This window comes from Cryobacterium sp. TMT1-2-1 (assembly GCF_004403955.1).
Lineage (GTDB): Bacteria > Actinomycetota > Actinomycetes > Actinomycetales > Microbacteriaceae > Cryobacterium > Cryobacterium psychrotolerans.
In genome coordinates this window covers 1-20,566 of the sequence record NZ_SOHC01000071.1, presented here as the reverse complement: position 1 = coordinate 20,566, position 20,566 = coordinate 1, and the positions used below count along the sequence as shown (strand labels likewise).

General features: G+C 67.7%; 20 protein-coding genes. 15 read left to right on the top strand and 5 right to left on the bottom strand.

What is annotated here, in order from left to right; all coding sequences use genetic code 11:
* Both E3T33_RS13100 and E3T33_RS13095 read left to right on the top strand, forming a co-directional pair.
* Positions 1–1,320, top strand: coding sequence for an MFS transporter (locus E3T33_RS13100; RefSeq protein WP_092324072.1), 1,320 nt, complete (start codon positions 1–3; stop codon positions 1,318–1,320).
* A 48-nt stretch (positions 1,321–1,368) separates the two neighbouring features.
* The gene (locus E3T33_RS13095) at positions 1,369–2,049 is read left to right on the top strand and encodes a FadR/GntR family transcriptional regulator (RefSeq protein WP_092324074.1); all 681 of its coding nucleotides are present in this window, start codon (positions 1,369–1,371) and stop codon (positions 2,047–2,049) included.
* A gap of 10 nt (positions 2,050–2,059) precedes the next feature.
* On the opposite strand, the gene E3T33_RS13090 is transcribed toward E3T33_RS13095, so the two are convergent.
* The gene (locus E3T33_RS13090) at positions 2,060–2,722 is read right to left on the bottom strand and encodes a transaldolase family protein (RefSeq protein ID WP_166784495.1); all 663 of its coding nucleotides are present in this window, start codon (positions 2,720–2,722) and stop codon (positions 2,060–2,062) included.
* A gap of 166 nt (positions 2,723–2,888) precedes the next feature.
* Here E3T33_RS13090 and E3T33_RS13085 point away from each other — a divergent pair, with 166 nt between their 5' ends.
* The 12 genes from E3T33_RS13085 (at position 2,889) to E3T33_RS13030 (ending at position 15,010) form a co-directional block, all read left to right on the top strand.
* Positions 2,889–3,848 carry a ribokinase gene (locus E3T33_RS13085; RefSeq protein WP_092324077.1) on the top strand — a complete coding sequence of 320 codons (960 nt, stop codon included), beginning with the start codon at positions 2,889–2,891 and terminating at the stop codon, positions 3,846–3,848.
* Positions 3,848–4,252: a D-ribose pyranase gene (gene rbsD / locus E3T33_RS13080; RefSeq protein ID WP_092324078.1), complete on the top strand. Its 405-nt coding sequence runs from the start codon at positions 3,848–3,850 to the stop codon at positions 4,250–4,252. The genes E3T33_RS13085 and rbsD overlap by 1 nt, the downstream gene beginning before the upstream one ends.
* 38 nt (positions 4,253–4,290) lie before the next feature.
* Positions 4,291–5,142 (top strand): GntR family transcriptional regulator, encoded by an 852-nt coding sequence (locus E3T33_RS13075; protein ID WP_092324082.1) that lies wholly within the window; start codon positions 4,291–4,293, stop codon positions 5,140–5,142.
* Between the two features lie 84 nt (positions 5,143–5,226).
* On the top strand, positions 5,227–5,805 hold the full coding sequence (locus E3T33_RS13070) for a glucose-6-phosphate isomerase family protein (protein WP_092324084.1): 579 nt from the start codon (positions 5,227–5,229) through the stop codon (positions 5,803–5,805).
* Positions 5,806–5,810: 5 nt separating this feature from the next.
* Positions 5,811–7,310, top strand: coding sequence for a xylulokinase (xylB, locus tag E3T33_RS13065; RefSeq protein WP_092324085.1), 1,500 nt, complete (start codon positions 5,811–5,813; stop codon positions 7,308–7,310).
* Positions 7,310–8,266 carry an NAD(P)-dependent oxidoreductase gene (locus E3T33_RS13060; protein WP_092324086.1) on the top strand — a complete coding sequence of 319 codons (957 nt, stop codon included), beginning with the start codon at positions 7,310–7,312 and terminating at the stop codon, positions 8,264–8,266. Before xylB ends, E3T33_RS13060 begins: the two co-directional genes overlap by 1 nt.
* Before the next feature lie 6 nt (positions 8,267–8,272).
* Positions 8,273–8,899 (top strand): bifunctional 4-hydroxy-2-oxoglutarate aldolase/2-dehydro-3-deoxy-phosphogluconate aldolase, encoded by a 627-nt coding sequence (locus E3T33_RS13055; protein ID WP_092324088.1) that lies wholly within the window; start codon positions 8,273–8,275, stop codon positions 8,897–8,899.
* Positions 8,896–9,810: a shikimate dehydrogenase gene (locus E3T33_RS13050; RefSeq protein WP_092324089.1), complete on the top strand. Its 915-nt coding sequence runs from the start codon at positions 8,896–8,898 to the stop codon at positions 9,808–9,810. The genes E3T33_RS13055 and E3T33_RS13050 overlap by 4 nt, the downstream gene beginning before the upstream one ends.
* Complete coding sequence (locus tag E3T33_RS13045) at positions 9,807–10,760, top strand: aryldialkylphosphatase (RefSeq protein ID WP_092324091.1); 954 nt, start codon at positions 9,807–9,809, stop codon at positions 10,758–10,760. Before E3T33_RS13050 ends, E3T33_RS13045 begins: the two co-directional genes overlap by 4 nt.
* A gap of 53 nt (positions 10,761–10,813) precedes the next feature.
* Positions 10,814–11,797, top strand: coding sequence for a LacI family DNA-binding transcriptional regulator (locus E3T33_RS13040; RefSeq protein ID WP_134475666.1), 984 nt, complete (start codon positions 10,814–10,816; stop codon positions 11,795–11,797).
* A 31-nt stretch (positions 11,798–11,828) separates the two neighbouring features.
* Entirely contained in the window at positions 11,829–13,343 is a 1,515-nt protein-coding gene (locus E3T33_RS13035) for an FGGY-family carbohydrate kinase (protein WP_092324094.1), read from the top strand.
* A 26-nt stretch (positions 13,344–13,369) separates the two neighbouring features.
* Positions 13,370–15,010, top strand: a complete 1,641-nt coding sequence (locus E3T33_RS13030) for a fucose isomerase (RefSeq protein ID WP_092324095.1) — start codon at positions 13,370–13,372, stop codon at positions 15,008–15,010.
* Between the two features lie 85 nt (positions 15,011–15,095).
* Here E3T33_RS13030 and E3T33_RS13025 read toward each other — a convergent pair whose 3' ends face one another.
* The 3 genes from E3T33_RS13025 to E3T33_RS13015 form a co-directional block, all read right to left on the bottom strand.
* A complete protein-coding gene (locus E3T33_RS13025) occupies positions 15,096–16,085 on the bottom strand; it encodes an ABC transporter substrate-binding protein (RefSeq protein ID WP_092324097.1) in 990 nt (329 codons plus the stop codon).
* A 221-nt stretch (positions 16,086–16,306) separates the two neighbouring features.
* Positions 16,307–17,323: an ABC transporter permease gene (locus E3T33_RS13020; protein WP_092324098.1), complete on the bottom strand. Its 1,017-nt coding sequence runs from the start codon at positions 17,321–17,323 to the stop codon at positions 16,307–16,309.
* Positions 17,324–17,328: 5 nt separating this feature from the next.
* On the bottom strand, positions 17,329–18,840 hold the full coding sequence (locus E3T33_RS13015) for a sugar ABC transporter ATP-binding protein (RefSeq protein ID WP_092324100.1): 1,512 nt from the start codon (positions 18,838–18,840) through the stop codon (positions 17,329–17,331).
* A gap of 261 nt (positions 18,841–19,101) precedes the next feature.
* Here E3T33_RS13015 and E3T33_RS13010 point away from each other — a divergent pair, with 261 nt between their 5' ends.
* Positions 19,102–19,923, top strand: coding sequence for a sugar phosphate isomerase/epimerase (locus E3T33_RS13010; RefSeq protein WP_241982945.1), 822 nt, complete (start codon positions 19,102–19,104; stop codon positions 19,921–19,923).
* Between the two features lie 30 nt (positions 19,924–19,953).
* Here E3T33_RS13010 and E3T33_RS13005 read toward each other — a convergent pair.
* The coding region (locus tag E3T33_RS13005) for an NAD-dependent epimerase/dehydratase family protein (RefSeq protein ID WP_134575481.1) at positions 19,954–20,566 on the bottom strand (613 nt) is incomplete at its 5' end.

Here is a 20,566-nt window from a genome sequence, read left to right as displayed (position 1 = left end):
ATGACCGAGCCACTTGTCATCGCCGACAACGACGCCAACCCCGTGCCCGAGCGGGGACACGTGGTTGCCTGGGCCTTCTGGGACTGGGGATCCGCCGCCTTCAACGCGGTCGTCACCACCTTCGTGTTCACCGTCTACATCACCGGTTCGGCCTTCGGCGACAAGGACGTGATCTCGGCGCAGCTCGGCTGGGCGCTGGCGATCGCCGGGTTCCTGATTGCCGTGCTGGCCCCCGTCACCGGGCAGCGCTCCGATACGTCGGGCCGGCGCAAGTTCTGGCTCGGCGTGAACACGTTCATCGTCGTCGCCCTGACGGCGGCCATGTTCTTCGTCGAGGCATCGCCCGCCTTCCTGCTGCTCGGGCTGTTCCTCGTCGCGGCCGGAAACGTGTTCTTCGAGTTCGCCGGGGTCAATTACAACGCCATGCTCGCCCAGGTCTCGACCCCGCGCACGATCGGCAAGGTGAGCGGCTTCGGCTGGGGAATGGGCTACCTCGGCGGCATCGTGCTGCTGCTCATCGTCTACTTCGGCTTCATCAAGCCCGAGGTGGGCTTGTTCGGCGTGACCAGCGAGAACGGGCTGGCCGTGCGCGTCACGATGCTCATCTCCGCCGCCTGGTTCGGGCTTTTCGCCCTCCCGGTGCTGCTCCGGGTGCCCGAATACCGCACGCCGCCGGCCGCCCGGCGCGACCGGGTCGGGTTCTTCCGGTCCTACGCGGTGCTCGGCCACGACATTGCGCGGCTCTGGCGGACCAGCCGGCAGACCGTGTACTTCCTCATTGCCAGCGCCGTCTTCCGCGACGGACTGGCCGGGGTGTTCACCTTTGGAGGCGTACTCGCGGCATCCGTCTTCGGCTTCTCTCCCGGCGAGGTCATCATCTTCGCGATCGTCGCGAACGTCGTGGCCGGTATCGCGACCGTCATCTCCGGGTCGCTCGACGACCGACTCGGCTCGAAACCGATCATCGTGACGGCCCTCGTCGGCCTGATTGTCTGCGGCGGGCTCGTGTTCTTCCTGCACGACGGGGGGCAGATCGTGTTCTGGACGGCCGGCCTTGCTCTCACCCTCTTCGTCGGACCGGCGCAGTCGGCGAGCCGCACGTTCCTCGCCCGGCTCATCCCGGCGGGACGCGAGGGCGAGGTCTTCGGCCTCTACGCGACCACCGGGCGCGCCGCCAGCTTCCTCGCACCCACCGCGTTCGCACTCATGGTGACGATCTTCGGCGAGACGTACTGGGGCATCCTCGGCATCGTGCTCGTGCTTCTGCTCGGCCTGCTGCTCCTGCTGCCGGTCGTGGCGAAGCAGCAGAAGATCGCCTAGCCTCGCCGCGCGCCCGCGCCCGCCCGGCCCGAAAGGTAGGATCTTTGCATGGCCGTGACGGATGAAGCGATCTTCAAGATCAAGGAAATGATCCTTTCGGGCGAGATCGGACCGGGCGACCGGCTGCCCCCGGAGAAGGAGCTCAGCGAGCGGCTGGGCTTGTCCCGCAGCTCCATGCGCGAGGCCATCAAGGCGCTGGAGGTCATCCGGGTCCTCGATGTGCGCCGCGGCGACGGAACCTACGTCACCAGCCTCGAGCCGCGGCTGCTGCTCGAGGCTCTCTCGTTCGTGGTGGACCTCCACGCCGACAACTCGATCCTCGACCTCTTTGCGGTGCGCAGAATCCTCGAACCGGCCGCTGTCGCGCTGGCCGCGGTGCGGATGGATGCGGCAGCCATCGCCGAGCTGAGGGACCAGATCAGGTCGGTGAGCGACTCGACCAGCGTGGAGGGACTCGTCGAGCACGACCTCGAGTTCCACGGCGCGATCGTTGCCGCCGCGGGCAACTCCTACCTGGCGAGCCTGGTCGACTCGCTCTCCAGCAGCACCGTCAGGGCGCGCATTTGGCGCGGCCTCACCCAGGAGCATGCGGTCGCTCGCACGCTGGCCGAGCACGTGAGCATCGTCGACGCCCTCGAGCGAGGCGATGCCGACCTCGCCCAGGCGCTGACCATCGTGCACATTTCCGGTGTCGAGCAGTGGCTGCGCGACGCGGCCGTCGGTTCGTGAGTCGGTGGCCTTAGTCCTGCAACCCGCGCGCCACGGCAGCCTCGAAGTCCTCGGCTGAGCGGTCGCTGACCTCGCTGTAGAGCGCCGCGAGAATGACCGCCGGCGCGGCGGTGAAGAAGGGCACGCCAACTTCGGCCAGGGACACGATGTCGTCCGGTGTCCGCAGGCTCGCGGCGAGCACGTCCGTGCCACTGCCCTGGACCAGCGACTGCATGGCCGAGATCTCGGCAACGCCCTCTCGCCCGGCATCGTTCAACCTGCCGAGGTAAGGCGCGATGTACCTCACGCCGACCGTAGCGGCGGCCAGGGCCTGCGCCTGCGCATACACGGCGGTGACCAGGACCGTCGCGCCCGCCGAAACGAGGGCGGCCGCGGTGGTGAATCCGTCGCGCGTCGCCGGGACCTTGACCACGACGCGCGACCCGAGCGCGGCCAGGCGTTCCGCATTGCCGATCATCGTCTTCGCGCTGTCGCCCCAGGCCTGGAAGAAGATTTCGCGGGCGCCTTCGGCTTCCCATCGGGCATACAGTTCCGGAATGTCGCGGACCGACCGCCGGCCGCGTTCGAGAATCGTCGGGTTCGTGGTGACTCCATGCACCAGCCCGTCGGCCAGCAGGGCGCTGATCTCCTCGACGTTGGCGCTATCGGCATAGAAACGAAGTTCACGAGTCACTGGTGCTGGCTTTCTTCCCGGGGCGATCGGCAGGTCACACTATCGTCGATGCGATCCACCGACGAACCGACCCTAGTCCTACCTGTCGGCTAATGTAATTACAGGCAGAAGGGGCGTCGCAGGCGACGACCCCGTGACGGGCGTTCTTCGCCTGCGAAAGGCAAGAATGAGCCAGACAGAGTCGTCGGCGTCCTCCTCCGGTGGCGTGCTGATCGTCGGAAGCATCACGGCCGATCTCACCACGTTCTCCCAGCGGCTCCCGGCCCGGGGGGAAACCATCCTGGGCGATGAATTCACGCTCGTCCTCGGCGGCAAGGGCGCCAATCAAGCGGTGGCCGCCGGCCTCGCCGGCGGGACCGCTCACATGGTCGCCTGCGTCGGCACGGACCTCTTCAGCGGGCTCGTCACCGACGGCCTCCGCGCCGCGGGCGTCAACATCGACCACGTCAGGATGGTGGACGGCCCGACCGGGATCGCCCACATCCGGGTGGACGATTCCGGAGAAAACGACATCGTGATGGTGCCGCTGGCAAACACCTCGCTCAGCGAGGCCCAGATCGACAGGGCGTTCGCCGAACGCGGTGCGTCGTCGAAGGTCCTGCTCACCCAGCTCGAGATCCCCTGGGCGCTCACCCAGTACGCGATTCGCCGTGGCCACGACGCCGGGCTGACGGTCGTCCTCGACCCGGCCCCGGCCGCGAAACTCGATGAGGCCATCTGGCCGCTGGTGGACATCGTCACCCCCAACGAAACCGAGGCGAGCATCCTCACCGGGATTGTCGTGCATGACCGCGACTCCGCCGTTCGGGCCGGCCGCTGGTTCACCGACCGCGGAGCGCGCTACGCCCTGATCACGATGGCGGCGGCCGGCGCCGTCCTGGTGTCCGCCGGAGACGTCGTGGCGTTCGATTCCATCCCGGTGACCGCCGTTGACACGACAGCCGCCGGGGACGCCTTCGCGGGCTACCTCGGGGCGTCGCTGGCGCTCGGCCACGAACTCCCGGAGGCCATCAGCCGTGCCATCGCAGCGGGCGCGCTGGCCGTCACCAAGCGCGGAGCCTCGCCCAGCCTGCCCGGGCGGGCCGACGTCGACGCCCTGCTCGATGCACAGAAGGCGCTTGCCTGATGCGGAGCACGCACACCACAATCAACCCCCAGCTCTCCCGCGTGATCTCGGAAACCGGGCACACCGACCTCATCGTCGTGACGGATGCGGGGCTCCCGATCCCTCCTGGCTCCGAGCGCGTCGACCTGGCCTACCGCCCCGGCGCTCCCGCCTTCCTGGACGTGCTCGACACGGTCCTCGCCGAACTCGTCATCGAGGGCGCCACGGCGTCCGCGGAGATCGAACAGCGCAGCCCCCAGGTCCTGTCCGCGCTCCGCGAGCGACTCGACCCGCTCGGTATCGCGATCACGCTCGTCCCCCACCGGGAATTCAAGGAACTCACGCACGACGCTCGCGCCTTCGTGCGCTCCGGCGAGTACACGCCCTACGCCAACGTCATCCTGCACGCCGGCGTCGCATACTGATATCGCCCACCGAGGCAACGAAAGACCTGGAAGACACAATGGCCGCCCACTCACACACCCCCGCCCTCACCGGACAGTCCGGGGCCCGCGACATCGACCGCAAGGCGCCCGTACCGATGTACCACCAGCTCAAGCGCCGGATCATCGAGGACATCAACCGGCTCGGCATGCGACCGGGCGACCTGCTGCCCGGCGAGCACAAGCTCTGCGAGCGGTTCGGCGTCTCCCGCACGGTCGTTCGGCAGGCGTTGCTGCAGCTCGAGCACCAGGGGGTCATCGAACGGGTCAAGGGCAAGGGAACCTTCGTCGCTCACCAGAAGACCGCCGAAAGCCTCGTCCACACGCTCACGGGACTCTACGAAGAGGTCGCCGCGCGCGGCGGCCACGTGCACAGCGACGTTCGCCGGCAGGAGACCATTCCCGCCGAGGACGACGTCGCGGATGCGCTCGGCGTCGCCCCTGGGACCCCCGTCGTCGTCATCGAGCGACTCCGGTACGTCGACGACGAACCGTGGTCCTGGACCACGACCTACCTGCCGCACGAGGTTGGCTCGTTGGTGCTCCACGACGACCTGCGCGACCAGTCCCTCTATGCGTTGCTGGCCACGCACGGGATCCGCGCGGTGCGCGGCATGCGCTCGGCCGAGGCCACATCGGCCGACGCCGCGCAGGGGGCCCTCCTCGCCGTCGGCGCCGGGCAGGCACTGCTCGTGCTCAAGAGCGTCAGCTACGACGAGACGGACCGGCCGATGGAGTACTTCGTCGCCTACCATCGTGGCGATCGCAGCCGATTCGAGTTCCAGCTCCGGGCGTCATCGACGGAAGAGAGCACCGCATCCCTGCGCCACACGGGCCTGCAGGGGGCCGAGGCTCCCCCGCCCACGCTCTGACCTTCCTGTAATTACATGTCACCTGTAAGTACAGGTAGTCTGAGAGGGCAGCAAAGCAGCTGACTCTAAACCAAGGAGACCGCCGTGTCCCAGTACCACGCAGTGCCCGTGCCCCCGATGAGCATCCGTTTCGACCAGGCAGCGGGGACGCTCAGCCCGGAAGGGCCCACGCTCACCCGCCGCATGTCCGATCTCGAAGGCCTGTTCCGGGACCACGAGGCGTGGGAAAAGGCGGTCGCCGACGGCGACCCGGTGGTCTACTCCGTCATCTCCTCGCCGGTACCGGAAATCGACCGCGAGCTTCCGCAGTCGATCACGACAATCCAGCCGGGCACGACCGGCGGCGAGCTGTGGATGACGAAGGGCCACCAGCACCCCAATCACCAGGGCGAAATCTATCTCGGCATCTCCGGCCGCGGCGGCCTGCTCATGTTCGACGGCACCGAAACCCGCTGGGTCGAGATGACCCCCGGTACCATCGGCTACATGCCGCCGGGCTGGGCGCACCGCAGCGTCAACATCGGCGACGAGCCGTATTCCTTTCTCGCCGTCTACCCGGGCGGCGCCGGCCACGACTACGGGTGGGTGCTCGAGCACGGCATGGGCCTCCGGGCACTCAGCGGCGCCGACGGTGTTGAGCTCGTCGATTACGTCGAAGGCTGACCCTCGTGATCATCGCCCACGATCTCGGCACGACCGGAAACAAGGCGTCGCTTCACCACGACGACGGGCGCCTCGTGACGGCGGTCACCGTGGCCTACCCTGCGCGCTTCGCTGACGGCGGCGTCGCCGAGCAAAACCCGCAGCACTGGTGGAACGCCGTCGTCGAGGCCACGCGCTCCCTCGTCGCGCGTTCGGGCGTTGATCCGGCGGTCGTCACCGGCCTGACCGTGAGCGGCCAGATGATGGGCGCGGTCCTCCTCGACGCCGCCTTCCAGCCGGTGCGCCCGGCGATCATCTGGGCCGACACCCGAAGCGCGGCCCAGACGGCACAGCTCGAGGCCATCATCGGCCAGGACCGGGCCTACTCGCTGCTCGGCCACCGCCTCAATCCCACCTACTCGCTCGAAAAGATCATGTGGGTGCGCGACAACGAACCGGAGACCTTCGAGCGAGTCCGCCACTTCTGCGTCGCCAAGGACTTCGTCGTGCACCGGCTGACCGGGCGCCTCGCCACGGACCGGTCGGACGCCTCCGCCACCAACGCGTACGATCAGGGGCGCGGAATGTGGTCAGCGGAGATGCTGTCCGCCGCGGGCCTCGATGCATCGATCTTCCCCGAGGTGCTCGAATCGACGGCCATCGTCGGCCGGCTGACCACTGACGCGGCCAACGCCACCGGGCTGAGCCGGGACACCCGGGTCGTCATGGGCGGAGGCGATGGCCCCGTCGCCGCCGTCGGCGCCGGGATCGTGGTCCCGGAGGACGGCGCCTACGTCTCCCTGGGCACCTCGTCCTGGATTTCGTTCGCCAGCGACACGCCCGTCTACGACCCCCTGATGCGCACCATGACCTTCGACCACGTCGTGCCGGGCCGCTACGTTCCCACCGCGACGATGCAGGCCGGCGGCGCCGCGCTGCAATGGGTGTCGGAACTGCTGACCCCCGAGCCGTCCGGCGCCAGCCTGTCGGCCCTCGTGGCGGATGCGTCCACCGCGGACGCCTCCTCGAGCGGGCTCTACTTCCTGCCGTACCTCCTCGGCGAGCGCTCGCCCTATTGGAACCCCAATGCCACCGGGTCATTCATCGGCATCGGGCGTCATCACGGCCGTGCGGAGATGACCCGCGCGGTCCTGGAGGGCGTCGCCTTCAACCTCCTCACCTGCCTCCAGTCGTTCCGCGAATCGGGTGCCACGCTCGACCGGATCGACGCGATCGGCGGCGGCGCCGCGAGCGATGTCTGGCTGCAGATCATGGCGGATGTCTGGGGACTGCCGGTGCGTCGCCGCACCATCGTCGAGGAAGCCAACAGCCTGGGCGCCGCGGTGACCGCGGCGGTCGGCCTCGGGCTCGTCGACGGGTTCGGCGCCGCCCGCGACCTCTCCGAGGTCACGGCGGAATTCACCCCGGACTCGGGGCGCCACTCCGACTACCTCACTCGCCATGCCGTCTTCGTCGACGGCTACGAGAGCCTCGAACCCTGGTTCGCGAAGCGCGCGGGTCGCTGATGGGATCGATCCTCGCCACCAGCCGCTCGTTCTCGTCGGGATCCGTCGACCTGGTGGCGCGCCTCGCCGAGCGCGGCCACACCGTGGAGACGGGACCGTCCGACCACGCGCTGGATGCGCTGCGCCCGCTGCTTGCGACGGCCGTCGGCTGGATCGCCGGCACCGGTCCGGTCACCGCCGAACACCTCGACGCCGCGCCGCTGCTGCGCGTCGTCGCCCGCTACGGGGTCGGCTTCGAAGCGGTCGACCTGGAAGCCGCCCGCGACCGGGGCATCATCGTCACGAACACTCCCGGAGCGAACAGCGCGGCCGTTGCCGACCACGCGGTCGGCCTCATGCTCGCCGTGCTCCGCGGCACGACCGAAGGCGACCGCCGGGTGCGCGCCGGCGACTGGTCGGTGCTCCGCGGCCGCGAACTCGGCTCGTTGGCAGTCGGGATCGTCGGCTTCGGCCGGATCGGCCAGGGAGTCGCCCGGCGACTGTGCGGATTCGGCTCGCGGATCCTGGCCCACGATCCGTGGATGTCCGGCGAACAGATCGAGGCCGCCGGGGCATCCCCGTTCGACCTGGCCCGGATGGCTGCAGAATGCGACATCGTCACCCTGCACTCCCCCGGGGGCGCCACGATAGTCGATCGCGACTGGCTGGCCTCGGCCCGCCCCGGGCTGGTGGTCATCAACACCGCCCGGCCTGAACTGGTCGACGAAGACGCCCTCGCCGCCGCCCTGCGCTCCGGCCTGGTCTCCGGCTTCGGCGCCGACACTCTTGTCGGAGACACGAGCGGAGCTGCCTCCCCGCTCCTTGCCGCCGACCTTGCGGCGCGAGTGATCGTGACGCCGCACTTCGGCGCCCAGACCGTCGAAGCCGTTGACAACATGGGCTCGATGGCCGTGACCAACCTGCTCGCGGTGCTCGCCGGCGAGGCCCCGCCCCACCCCATTCTGACGAAAGCCTGAAACCCCATGACCCTCGCCCCCCTTATCAACGCCCGCGTGCTCGCCGTCGTACGCGCGCCCAGCGCCGAGTCGGCCCTGCTCGCCGCCGACGCACTGGTCGCCGGCGGAATCTTTGGGCTGGAGATCACCTACTCCACCCCCGACGCCCCCGCGGTCATCCGTGAGCTCGACGCTCGCTACGGCGAGCGCATTTACCTCGGCGCGGGCACGGTCACGACCCCGGAGGAAGCCTCTATGGCAGCGGCTGCCGGAGCCCGCTTCCTGGTCAGCCCGGGCACGCGCCCGGGACTCACCGCAGCGATGAAGGCCACCGGCCTCGTCGTCCTGACCGGCGCACTCACCCCGAGCGAGGTGATGGCCGCGATCGAATACGGCGCCGACGTCGTGAAGATCTTCCCGGCGTCGCTGGGCGGCCCTGCGTTCCTCAAGGCCCTGCGTGGGCCGTTCCCCGACGTGGCCCTCATGCCCACCGGCGGCGTCACTCCCGAGAACCTCGACGCCTGGTTCGCTGCCGGCGCGGTCGCGGTCGGAGCCGGCGGGGACCTCGTCTCCGGGGCCGACCTCGCCTCGGGGCGGTACGACGAGGTCGAGCGCAAGGCTCGCCTATTCGCGTCGGCCGGGGCCCGCGGATGAGCGGCTACATGGGATTCGTCGGCGTCAGCACGGCGCAGTCGTCGATCATGAACGTCTTCCCGATCTGGGCCGAGATCCTCGGCCTGCCCACCCGCACCCTGATCGGACACGACCTCCCCGTCGACGCGACGCCGCAGGAGTACCGGCGGCTCGTCGAAGCGATCAGGGATGACCCCGACCATCGCGGCGCCCTCGTCACGACCCATAAGATGGGGCTCTACGCCGCGGCGAGCGACCTGTTCGACTCGCTGGACGAGTTCAGCACGCTGTGCGGAGAGATCTCGAGCATCTCCAAGCACGACGGCCGTCTCATCGGCCATGCGAAGGACCCGATCACGGCGGGACTCGCCCTCGGAGAGTTCCTCCCCGCCGACCACTTCGGGCGCACGCGCGCCCACGCGGTCTGCCTGGGCGCGGGCGGCGCCGGCACCGCCCTCACCTGGAACCTCGCCGAGCGCGATGACGCGCCGGAACTCATCGTCGTCACCGACACCAGCCGGGAGCGACTCGACCACCTGCGCGGAGTCCACGAGCGACGCGGCACCCCGGGCGGACTCATCCGTTACGTGCTGGCGGCTAACCCCGCGGACACCCGTGACGTGTTCGCGGCCGCGCCGCAGGGCAGCCTCATCGTCAACGCCAGCGGCCTCGGCAAGGACCGGCCCGGTTCGCCCGTGCCCGACGGCACGCGGTTCCCGGAGCAGTCCTACGTGTGGGAGTTCAACTACCGGGGAACCCTCGAGTTCCTGGGCCAGGCACGAGCGCAGGAAACGGCATCCGACCTCGTCGTCGTGGACGGCTGGCGCTACTTCATCCACGGCTGGTCGCGGGTGATCGCTGAGGTGTTCGGGGTCCGGCTGACCGAGGAACTCGTCGCCCGGCTCTCCGAGGCAGCCCTGGCCTCCCGATGAACCAGGTGCGCACGGTTCTCGGCGACCTTGACCCGGCCCGGCTGGGCCGGGTCAACTATCACGAGCACCTGTTCCAGGTCAGTCCGCTCCTCCCGGGCGACGAGTTGGACGACGAGGGATCGTCCCGGCAGGAAGCGTGTCTGCTCGCCGCCAGCGGCTTCGACGCCATGGTGGATGCGACGCCAATCGGCCTGGGCCGCGACCCGGAGGCCGTCGCCCGAATCAGCCTCGCGTCCGGCCTCGGCGTCATCGCGACAACGGGGGCGCACCACGAGGGCCACTACCCGGCCAACCACTGGCTGCGCGACCTCCCTGCCGAGCCCCGTTCGCGTGCCTTCCTGGCCGACCTGACCCTGGGCATGCCCCGACGGGACGGAGACCAGGACCGTGGCCTGGCGGCCGGGCCCGATAGCGGCCCCGTTCGGGCCGGGCTGCTGAAGGCCGCAATCGGCTATTGGTCGATCACACCCTTCGAGCGGATCACCCTGGAAGCGGTCGCCCTGGCCCACGCTGCAACCGGCGCGCCGGTCATGGTGCACCTGGAGTTCTGCACCGCAGCCCACGAGGTGCTCGATCTGCTGGACGCCGCCGGTGTCCCGGCGCACCGCGTGCTGCTCGCGCACGCCGACCGAGACCCGAACCCCGCCCTGCACCTCGACCTCGCCGCCCGCGGTGCGTGGCTCGGCTACGACGGCATGGCCAGGCCGCGCACCCGCAGCGACGCGGAGCTCCTCGACCTCACCGAAGCCGTCGTGTCCGGCGGCGGCGCCGACCATATCCTGCTCGGCGGCGACGTGGCACGGCGAAGCCGCTACAGCGCCTACGGCGGCATGCCGGGGCTGGCCTACCTCGGCGAGCGCTACCTCCCCCAACTTCGCACCCGGATCGGTTCCGAGGTCGTGGAGGGGATGCTCACGAGGAACGCCCAACGCTTCCTCACCTGGAGCTAGCCGGCGGGATGTCCCGGCGTCGCCGGCAAGGCGATATCGGTAGGGTTGGCAGAATGTCAACGATCTACGACGTCGCGACGCTGGCCGGAGTGTCCCCCGCGACGGTTTCGCGCGTGTTGAACGGCATTGCGGTGTCACCCGAGAGAGCGCAGCGGGTGCGTGAAGCCGCTAAAGAGCTGTCGTTCACCCCGAATCGCACGGCGCGGAGCCTGCGGAAGCAGCACTCCGAGGTCATCGCCCTGGTCATCCCCGACATCGAGAATCCCTTCTTCACCTCGGTTGCCCGCGGCGTGGAAGACGTAGCCCAGGCCGCCGGTTTCTCGGTCGTGCTCTGCAACACCGACGATGATCCCGAAAAAGAGGCTCGGTACCTCCGGATCGCCGTTTCGGAGAACATGGCCGGCGTCATCCTCGCCACCGCCGGGGGGCAGGCGGACCTGGCCCCGCTTCTGGGTCGAGGGCGCCCGATCGTCGCCGTCGACCGGCGCCCGCATGGCCATGACATCGACAGCGTCCTACTGGACAGCGTGGCGGGCGGACGCGACGCGACGCTGGCCCTGTACGCCCAGGGTTTCGAGCGCATTGCCTGCATCACCGGGCCGAGCACGGTGGAAACCGCCGAGCGGCGGGCGCAGGGTTGGCACGAGGCCGTGCGCGAGAACGGCGGGGACCCGGGCGGTTACCTGCGTTACACCGATTTCCGGGTCGCCGGCGGACGCGCAGCCATGACCGATCTGCTGGCCATGGAGACGCCGCCCGATGCGGTGTTCGTTGCCAACAACCTGATGAGCGTCGGAGCCCTGCAGATTCTCGCCGAGCACGGCCTGACACCACCACGAATCGGCGTGGCCGTCTTCGGCGATCTGCCCTTCCTGGTGCAGCCTCCGATCGGAGTGACTGTCATCCCGCTGCCCGCGCGGCGCCTCGGCGAGAGGGCCGCTTCGCTTTTGCTCGAGCGCCTCGAGGGCGACGACCAACCGGCTCGAACCCTCGTCCTGTCCAACAATCCCGGCTCGGACGACCGCTCGGTCACTTGACCCTGAAATCGATTTCTGCAACGCTGGGGGCATGGGCACAAGTGCGGTCATCGGCGTGGATATCGGCACTTCCAGCAGCAAGGGCGTACTGGTAACCATGGACGGCCGGGTACTCCGCACCGCGACCCGTGCCCACGCTGCGTCCCGCCCCCAGCCGGGCTGGGTGGAGATGGATGCGTCACTCTGGTGGCGGGAATTCGTCGAGATCACCCGCGAGCTCCTCGAGGAACGAGGCGTCACGGTCCAAGCCGTCGGCGTGAGCGGTATGGGACCGTGCGTTTTGCTCACGGATGCCGATGGCGCACCGCTGCGGCCGGCCATCCTGTACGGCGTTGACACTCGCGCAATCGAGCAGATTGCGGCCCTCACGGCGACGCTGGGCGGAGACGACGCCGTCATGGCCCGCGCCGGCTCGGCACTGTCGACCCAGGCGGTCGGCCCGAAACTGGCCTGGCTGGCCGAGCACGAACCGGACACCTTCGCGCAGGCGAGGCGCCTGTTCATGCCCAGCTCCTGGCTCCTCTGGAACCTGACCGGGGAATATCGGCTCGACCATCACTCCGCTAGCCAGTGCACGCCGCTCTACGACGCCGGTTCTCAGGCCTGGTTCGAGCCCTGGGCCCGCCCCCTGGCCGGGCCGATCGGCCTGCCCGACTTGTGCTGGCCGGGCGACGTGGGCGGCCGCGTTTCGGTGGCGGCCTCGGCCGAAACCGGGCTACCCGTCGGCATCCCGGTCATTGCCGGCACGATCGACGCCTGGTCGGAGGCGGTCAGCGTCGGAGCCCAGCGTCCGGGCGACCTCATGTTGATGTACGGCACCACGATGTTTCTCATCAACACCGTGCCCGGCCCGCTCTCGGCCACCGGGCTGTGGGGAACGGTGGGCGCGTTCCCCGGAACGCACAACCTGGCAGCGGGAATGGCGACGTCCGGAGCCATCACCGGATGGCTCCGGGACTTGCTGGCCGCGGGGGACTTCACCGAGCTTCTCGCCCTCGCCGACGAATCCGGCGTCGGCGCGGGCGGCCTCCTCATGCTGCCGTACTTCGCCGGCGAACGCACGCCGATCCAGGATCCGCTCGCCCGCGGCCTGATCGCGGGGCTCACGCTCTCCCATACCGCGGGCGACCTCTACCGTGCCGCACTCGAGGCGACGGCATTCGGAGTGCGGCACAACATCGAAGCGATGACGGCCGCCGGCGGCACGATCGAGCGGATCGTGGCGGTCGGCGGCGGCGCCCGGGGTTCGCTCTGGACACAGATCGTCAGCGACGTGACCGGGCTTCCGCAGGTGATTCCCACGACCACCGTCGGCGCCAGCTTCGGGGCTGCCTTCCTCGCGGCGTCGACCGTTACCGACGCCGATATAGACATCGACGCGTGGAATCCGCCGGCCGACATCCGCCATCCCGAGCCGAAAAGGACCGCCGAGTACGACGAGTTGTATGCCCTGTACCTGGCGCTCTACCCGGCAACCCGCCGGATCTCGCACGCCCTCGCCATCCGGCAGGCGCGACTCGGCACCCCGCAACCAGCCCACCAGTAGATCGAATGAAAAGAAGGACGCATCGAATGACCAGCTACACCCTTCCCGTCCCCCTCAGCCAGGCACCGGCGCCCGAGCACACAATCGTCACGGTGGCCAGCGGCGACCTCCGGCACAGCGCGAACGAGAAGTGCTGGCCGACCCAGCAGCGCCTCGAGACCGATTTCGCTGCGGCCGTGGAGGCGCTGGGCTGGGGCGTGCAGCGCGGGCACGCCGTCGACCCCGTCAAGGGTCACGGCTTCATCGACGGCCAGCGCATGGGCATCGAAGTCTTCAAGACGATCCCGGCCGACGCGCCTCTGGTCGTCGTCGAGGCCGTGTGGCAGTACAGCCACCACGTCCTGGCCGGCCTGCGGTCCCACCGCGGCCCCATCCTCGTCGTCGCGAACTGGGCCGGCGACTATCCCGGCCTCGTCGGCCTGCTCAACCTCACCGGCAGCCTCACCAAGGCCGGTGTGGCATACTCGGCACTGTGGAGCAAGGACTTCACGGATGAGTGGGCCGTTGCCAAGCTGCGGTCCTGGCTCGAGACCGGCGCGATCGAGCACGACCAGAGCCACGTGCGCGACCTCCCCGCCCTCGACCCGGCGAGCCCCGAGGTCGAGCTGGGCGTCGCGCTCGCCCGGCAGCTCCAGCAGGAGAAGGCCATCATCGGCATCTTCGATGAGGGCTGCATGGGCATGTACAACGCCATCATCGACGACGAACTGCTCAACCCGCTCGGCATCTACAAGGAGCGCCTCTCGCAAAGCGCGCTCTACGCCGAAATGAACCGGGTCAGCGATTCAGAGGCCGACGAGATCAAGTCCTGGCTGGATGCCGCCGGCTTCACCTTCCATTTCGGCCAGGACGAGGCCACGGAACTCACCCCCGCCCAGGTGCGCAGCCAGTTCAAGATGTACATCGCGGCGCTCCGCATCTCGGACGACTACGGGCTCGATGCCGTGGGAATCCAGTACCAGCAGGGGCTGAAGGACCTCGTTCCGGCCAGCGACCTGGCCGAGGGCCTGCTGAACAATGTCGAGCGGCCCCCCGTGTTCTCTCGCGACGGCGGCCGTGAGCTCTATGCCGGGCTCGCGCTGCCGCACTTCAACGAGGTCGACGAGGGCGTGGCCGTGGACGCCCTGGTGACCAATCGCGTGTGGACGGCGATGGGGCTCGATCCGGCCAACACGCTGCACGACGTTCGCTGGGGCGAGGAATACGACGGGGAGTTCGTCTGGGTCTTTGAGATCTCGGGCTCGGTCCCCGCCTCGCACAACGGGGGTTACGACAAGAGCTACAGCATGCGCCAGCCGGCGATGTTCTTCCCCCTCGGCGGCGGAACACTGAGCGGGGTGTCGAAGCCGGGCGAGATCGTCTGGTCGCGGGTGTTCATCATGGACGGGGTGCTCCACGTCGACCTCGGCCGGGGGCACGTGGCCGATCTCCCGGCGGAGGAGACGCAGCGCCGTCTCGACGCGACCGACCCGCAGTGGCCCATCATGCACGCGGTACTCGACGGCGTCTCCCGCGACCAGCTGATGGCCAGGCACAAGGCCAACCACGCCCAGGTCGCTTACGCGCCCGATGCAGACCTGGCCGATCGCGCCGTGCTCGCCAAGGCCGCCCTGTTCCAGGAACTCGGCGTCATCGTGCACCTCTGCGGGGATGTTGCCATTCGTTAGTCCCCCACCTGACAAGCCAGAGCCCCTGCCCCGACTAGTCGGGGCAGGGGCTCTGGCTTGTGCGCTCCTCGCGGAGGACGCGGTGTTACTTGTAGAGGACGGCAGCGATCTCGGCGTCTTCCATGTTGGTCTTGTCGTACCAGAAGAAGCCGGTGTCGATGACCTTCTCCGGGGTCTTGCCCCTGATGGCGTCGTAGGCAGCCTGCACGGTCTGCTCGCCGATACCGATGGGGTTCTGCGTGATCGCTCCGGCCATCATGCCGTTCGTGATCGCGTCGATCTGCGCCTGGCCGGAGTCGAAGCCGATGACGGTCAGGTCGCCGGCCTTGAGGCCCAGCTCGCCGACAGCGCCGACGATGCCGATGGCGGATCCCTCGTTGGTGCCGTAGAGGCCCTTGAGCTTCGGGTGCGCCGCGATCATGGCCTTGGCGATGTCGGCCGACTTCAGGTGGTCGCCGTCGCCGTACTGGATGTCGACGATCTTGATGTCCGGGTGGTTCTTCTTGATCTCCTCGACGAAGCCGTCACGACGCTCGACACCGGTGGAGTTGATCTGGCTGTGGCCGACAATGCCGACCTCGCCCTTGTCGCCGATCAGTTCGGCCATGTGGGTGGCCGCCAGTGCGCCGGCGCCGAGGCTATCGGTCTTGGCGATGCTCAGCGGGTAGTCACTGTTGCAGCCCGCGTCGAACTGGATTACGGGGATCTCGGCGGCCTCGGCCGCCTCCATCAACGGGATGCAGGCTTCGGGGTCGAGAGCGGCGTAGCCGATGGCATCCGGCTTCTTGTCGATCGCGGCCTGGAACATCTGCAGCTGGTTGTCAACCTCGGTCTCGGAGGCGGGGCCTTCGAAGGTGACCTTGACGCCGAGCTCCTTCGCTTTGCTCTCCGCACCCGTCTTGACGGCCTGCCAGAACTGGTGCTGGAAGCCCTTGGACACGAGGGCGATGTACAGCTCGTCGCCGCCGCCGTTCGCGCTGTCGTCGGTGGACCCGGCGCTCGTCGAGCAGCCGGCCAGCATGAGCGCAACCGCGGCAGCGGCGGCGACGAACGCGACCTTTTTACCTGTTTTCATCGAGTAACTCCATTGTTTGATCGGCGGCCAGCAGCACAGCTGACACCGCCACGATATCGATTTCGAGCGGCCAAACACAGCGATAATACATGCAGATACAGGATCGTTACCTAACGCGTATTCTCGGGGATGTAACCGATTTCAGGATCGGTTGAGGAAGGGCTGCCCGGCCTCTCGGGAAACGCAGCTCTTCCTGGCTTGTTGGGCGACCGCGGCGCGGCCTAGGAGCCGGCCCTGCGCTGGCGGAGCGCGTCGGTGAAGACGGCGACCAGGATGACGGCGCCGACCACCACGTTCTGCCATTCGGTCTGGATCGACATGATGCGCAGGCCGTTGATGAGCACGCTCATGATCAGGGCGCCGATCAGGGTCCCCATGATCGACCCCCGGCCGCCCAGGAGGGAGGTTCCGCCGATGATCACCGCGGCGATCGCCTGCAGCTCGTACCCGGCGCCGAGTTGCGGCTGGGCCGAGTTGAGCCGGGAGGCGATGACGACGCCGGCGATTCCGGTGAAGAGGCCGGCCACTGTGTAGATCATGATCTTCCACTTGCGGGTGTCGACCCCGGAGAGCCGGGTCGCCTCTTCGTTGCTGCCGATGGCGAAGGTGTACCGACCCAGGATCGTCTTGCTCAGCACGAGGTAGGCCGCTCCCGCGAGCGCGAACAGGATGAGCACGGCGTTGGGCAGTCCGGGGACGAGCGTGCCGAGCGCGATGTCCCGGAAGCCCTCGACGCTGCTGAAGTAGATCGGGCGGACGCCGGAGATGACGAGCGCGAGGCCCTGGGCGATGAGCATCATTGCCAGGGTGGCAATGAACGGGGGGAGCCGAAGCACGGCGATGTTGAACCCGTTGATGAAGCCCATCAGCGCTCCGGTCGCGATGCCGCCGAGCACGCCCACGACCAGGGGCAGTTGCATGTTCACCAGGAAGATCCCGGTCATCACCGAGGCGAGCGTCATGCCCGTTCCGATGGACAGGTCGATACCGCCCGTGATGATCACGAAGGTCGTACCCAGGGCGAGGATCCCGATCACCGCTGTCGACAGCAGGATTCCGGAGATGTTGCTCCAGGTGAAGAAGGCGTCGTTGGCCAGGGAGAAGAAGGCCAGGAGGACGACCAGGGTGGCAAAGGCGAGGGATTGCTGGAGCTTGGCCCGGAGGAAGCTCTTGGTCGAACCCGCGGCGCGCCCATCGGGCTTCAGGGGGGACTTTTCCGTCACAGGAGATGCGTTCATTTGCTTCACTGCTCTTTCTCGTCGCCCATGCGGGTTGCGTAGTCCATGATTTTCGCCTGGCTGGCGTCTTCGTTATTGAGAACACCGGTGATGCGGCCGCCCGCCATCACGACGATGCGGTGGGAGAGTCGCAGAACCTCGGGAAGCTCGGAGGAGATCATGATGATTGATTTCCCCTGCGCCACGAGCTCGTTGAGCAGCCGGTAGATCTCTTCCTTGGCCCCGACGTCGATCCCTCGGGTCGGCTCGTCGAAGATGAGGATGTCGCAGTCGCGCGCCAGCCACTTGGCAATGACGACCTTCTGCTGGTTGCCGCCCGACAGGTTCTTCGTGGTTGCGTGGATCGATGGCGTCTTGATCCGCAGTGCCTTCACGTAGTCCCGGGACGTCTGCTTGCCCTTATCGGTGTTCACGAAGCCGAAACGGTTCGTGTAGTCCGCCAGGGAGGCCAGCAGGATGTTCGTGTTCACGTCCTGCTCGAGCAGGAGCCCGAACAACTTGCGGTCCTCGGAGAGGTAGCCGACGCCGTGCGCCACCGCCTCAGAGGGCTGCGAGATCTTCACCGGCTTGCCGTTGATCTGGATGACCGTGCCCTCGGACGGGTCGGCTCCGATGATCGCCCGGGCGACCTCGGTTCGTCCCGCGCCCATCAGCCCGGCGAAACCGAGGATCTCGCCCCGGCGGAGCTCGAAGTTGATGTCCTTGAGGAGGTGGCGGGTGTTCAGCCCCTCGACCTTGAGCACGACGTCGTCGTGTGCGTGCTGGCGCGCCTCTGGCCGAGCGCCCTCCTCGATGTGGCGGCCCACCATCATTTCGATGATGGTCGGGATGTCGATCTCGGCCTTGTCGAGCGTGCCGATGTAGGCACCGTCGCGCAGCACCGTGACCCGGTCGGAGAGCCGGCGCAGCTCGTCCATCCGGTGCGAGATGTAGATCACGCCGGTTCCGGTCTTCTTGAGGTCCTCGATCAGGGCGAAGAGGGTTTCCGTCTCGGCCTCGGTCAGGGCGGAGGTGGGCTCGTCCATGATGAGCACCTTCGCGTCGAACGACAAGGCCTTGGCGATTTCCACCATCTGCTGCTTGGCCACCGTGAGGTTCTCAATGAGTTCCCGCGGGTCGAGGTCGATCCCCAGGCGCGTCAGAAGCTCGGAGGCGAGAAGGTTCAGGGCACGTGCCCGGACGAACAGCCCGCTCCTCGGCTCGCGTCCGATATAGATGTTCTGCGCCACCGTGAGGTGCGGCATCAGGTTCATCTCCTGGTGGATGATGCTGATGCCCAGTTCCTGGGCAGCCTTGGGGCTGTCGATCTCGACCTCACGGCCTTCGAGAACGATGCTGCCGGAGTCCTTCGAGTAAATCCCGGACAGGATCTTCATCAGGCTGGACTTACCCGCCCCGTTCTCCCCGACGAGGGTGAGAACCTCGCCTCGGTTCAGTTCGAATTGAACGTCTTTAAGCGCCTGCACGCCGGGGAAGCTCTTGCTGATCCCGCTGACTTTCAAAAGCTGGGTTGTCACACACTCACCTACTTCGTCGGAGGATGGATTTGGAAAAACGCGTGAGCATGATCATGCCACGAAAAACGTCAAAGATCCGACCAATCTGCGAAATCATTTGACCGGCGGTACAAGTTGTATCCTAATGTATCTATGCGTTCCGAATGGTAACAATGTGAATCCGAGCGGCCTCGCACCAGCACTCCCGAATCCCCAACGAAAGCGAGACTTCCCATGCAGATTGGCGCCCACGCCCTTGTTTTTACAGGGTCTTTCGACGAAATGGGTCTGACCCACGCCATCCGCGAAACCAAGAAAGCGGGCTTCGATCTGATCGAAATCCCGCTCATGGACCCGGCCGGATTCGACCGCAAGCTGGCCGCGCGCCTGCTGCAGGACTATGACCTCGCGTCGACCGCGTCACTCGGCCTCAGCGAATCAACCGACCTAACGAGTCCCGATTCCGCCGTGGCAGCCGCCGGCGAGCGGATGCTCACCGACTGCCTCGAGATCGTGCACGCGATGGGCGGAACACACCTGTGCGGCGTGATCTACAGCGCGATGAAGAAATACATGGAGCCCGCGAGCGCCGCCGGACGGGCGTCCAGCGCGTCCGCCCTGAACCGGCTCGCCGGGCGAGCGGCAGACCTCGGCATCCACCTGTCCCTTGAGGTCGTCAACCGCTACGAGACAAACCTGCTTAACACCGGCCGCCAGGCGCTGGCCTTCCTCGACGAGGTCGACCACCCCAACGTCTCGGTGCACCTCGACACGTATCACATGAACATCGAGGAATCGGATCTGTTCTCCCCCGTGCTCGACGCCGCCGACCGGCTCGGCTACGTGCACATCGGCGAGAGCCACCGCGGGTACCTGGGTTCGGGCACCGTGGACTTCGACTCCTTCTTCCGCGCTCTGGCGCGAATCGACTACGACGGCCCCGTCGTCTTCGAATCGTTCTCCTCTGCCGTCGTCAACGAGGACCTGAGCCGGATGCTCGGGATCTGGCGCAACCTCTGGCAGGACTCCGGCGACCTGGCCGCCCACGCCAACACGTTCATTCGCGGGCGGCTGCACGGCGTCGAGTCCATCGCCCGGCACTAGCACGGGCAGCGTGGTGCTGACGGGCTGTGCTCAGCCGCGCGGAAGCGCCTTGCCGTCGGCGTCGAGGTAGTCGCGCCACGACCGCTTCGCGGTCCAGCCGAGCATGCGCTGCGCCTTCGCGCTGGAGATTCCCGAGGAGTCAGGCCGATCAGTTGGTCGAAGCTCGATCGTGTCGCCGTAGTACTTGTGCAGGATCTCGCCGAAGTCCCGTCCACCGACGTTGTCCGGTGAGGCAATGTAGAAAACCTCATGCCCGGGCAGGTCGGCTTCGGTGGCCAGCACAATCGCGTCTGCCAGATCATAGACGTCGATGTAGCTCCACAGATTCGGGCTGAGCACCGCGGCGTCGCGCACCTGCGGCCCAAGGTTCTGCTCGTAGTTGCCTTCGTTCTGAACCCAGCTCGGGCGCAGGGAGATGCAACGGATGTCCGACCGCTCGACCGCAGCGTTCATCAGCTGTTCGCCGAAGTGCTTGGACAGGGCGTAGGGATCCTGCGGGTGGACCGGGTGTTCCTCGTCGACCGGGGCGTAGTCGGGCAGGAAATCCCGCTCCGGGAAGAAGAAACCGGGGACCGTCTCGCTCGAGATGTTGACGAAGCGCTTCACCCCGAACCGGACGGCCGCTTCGAGAACGTTGAAAGTG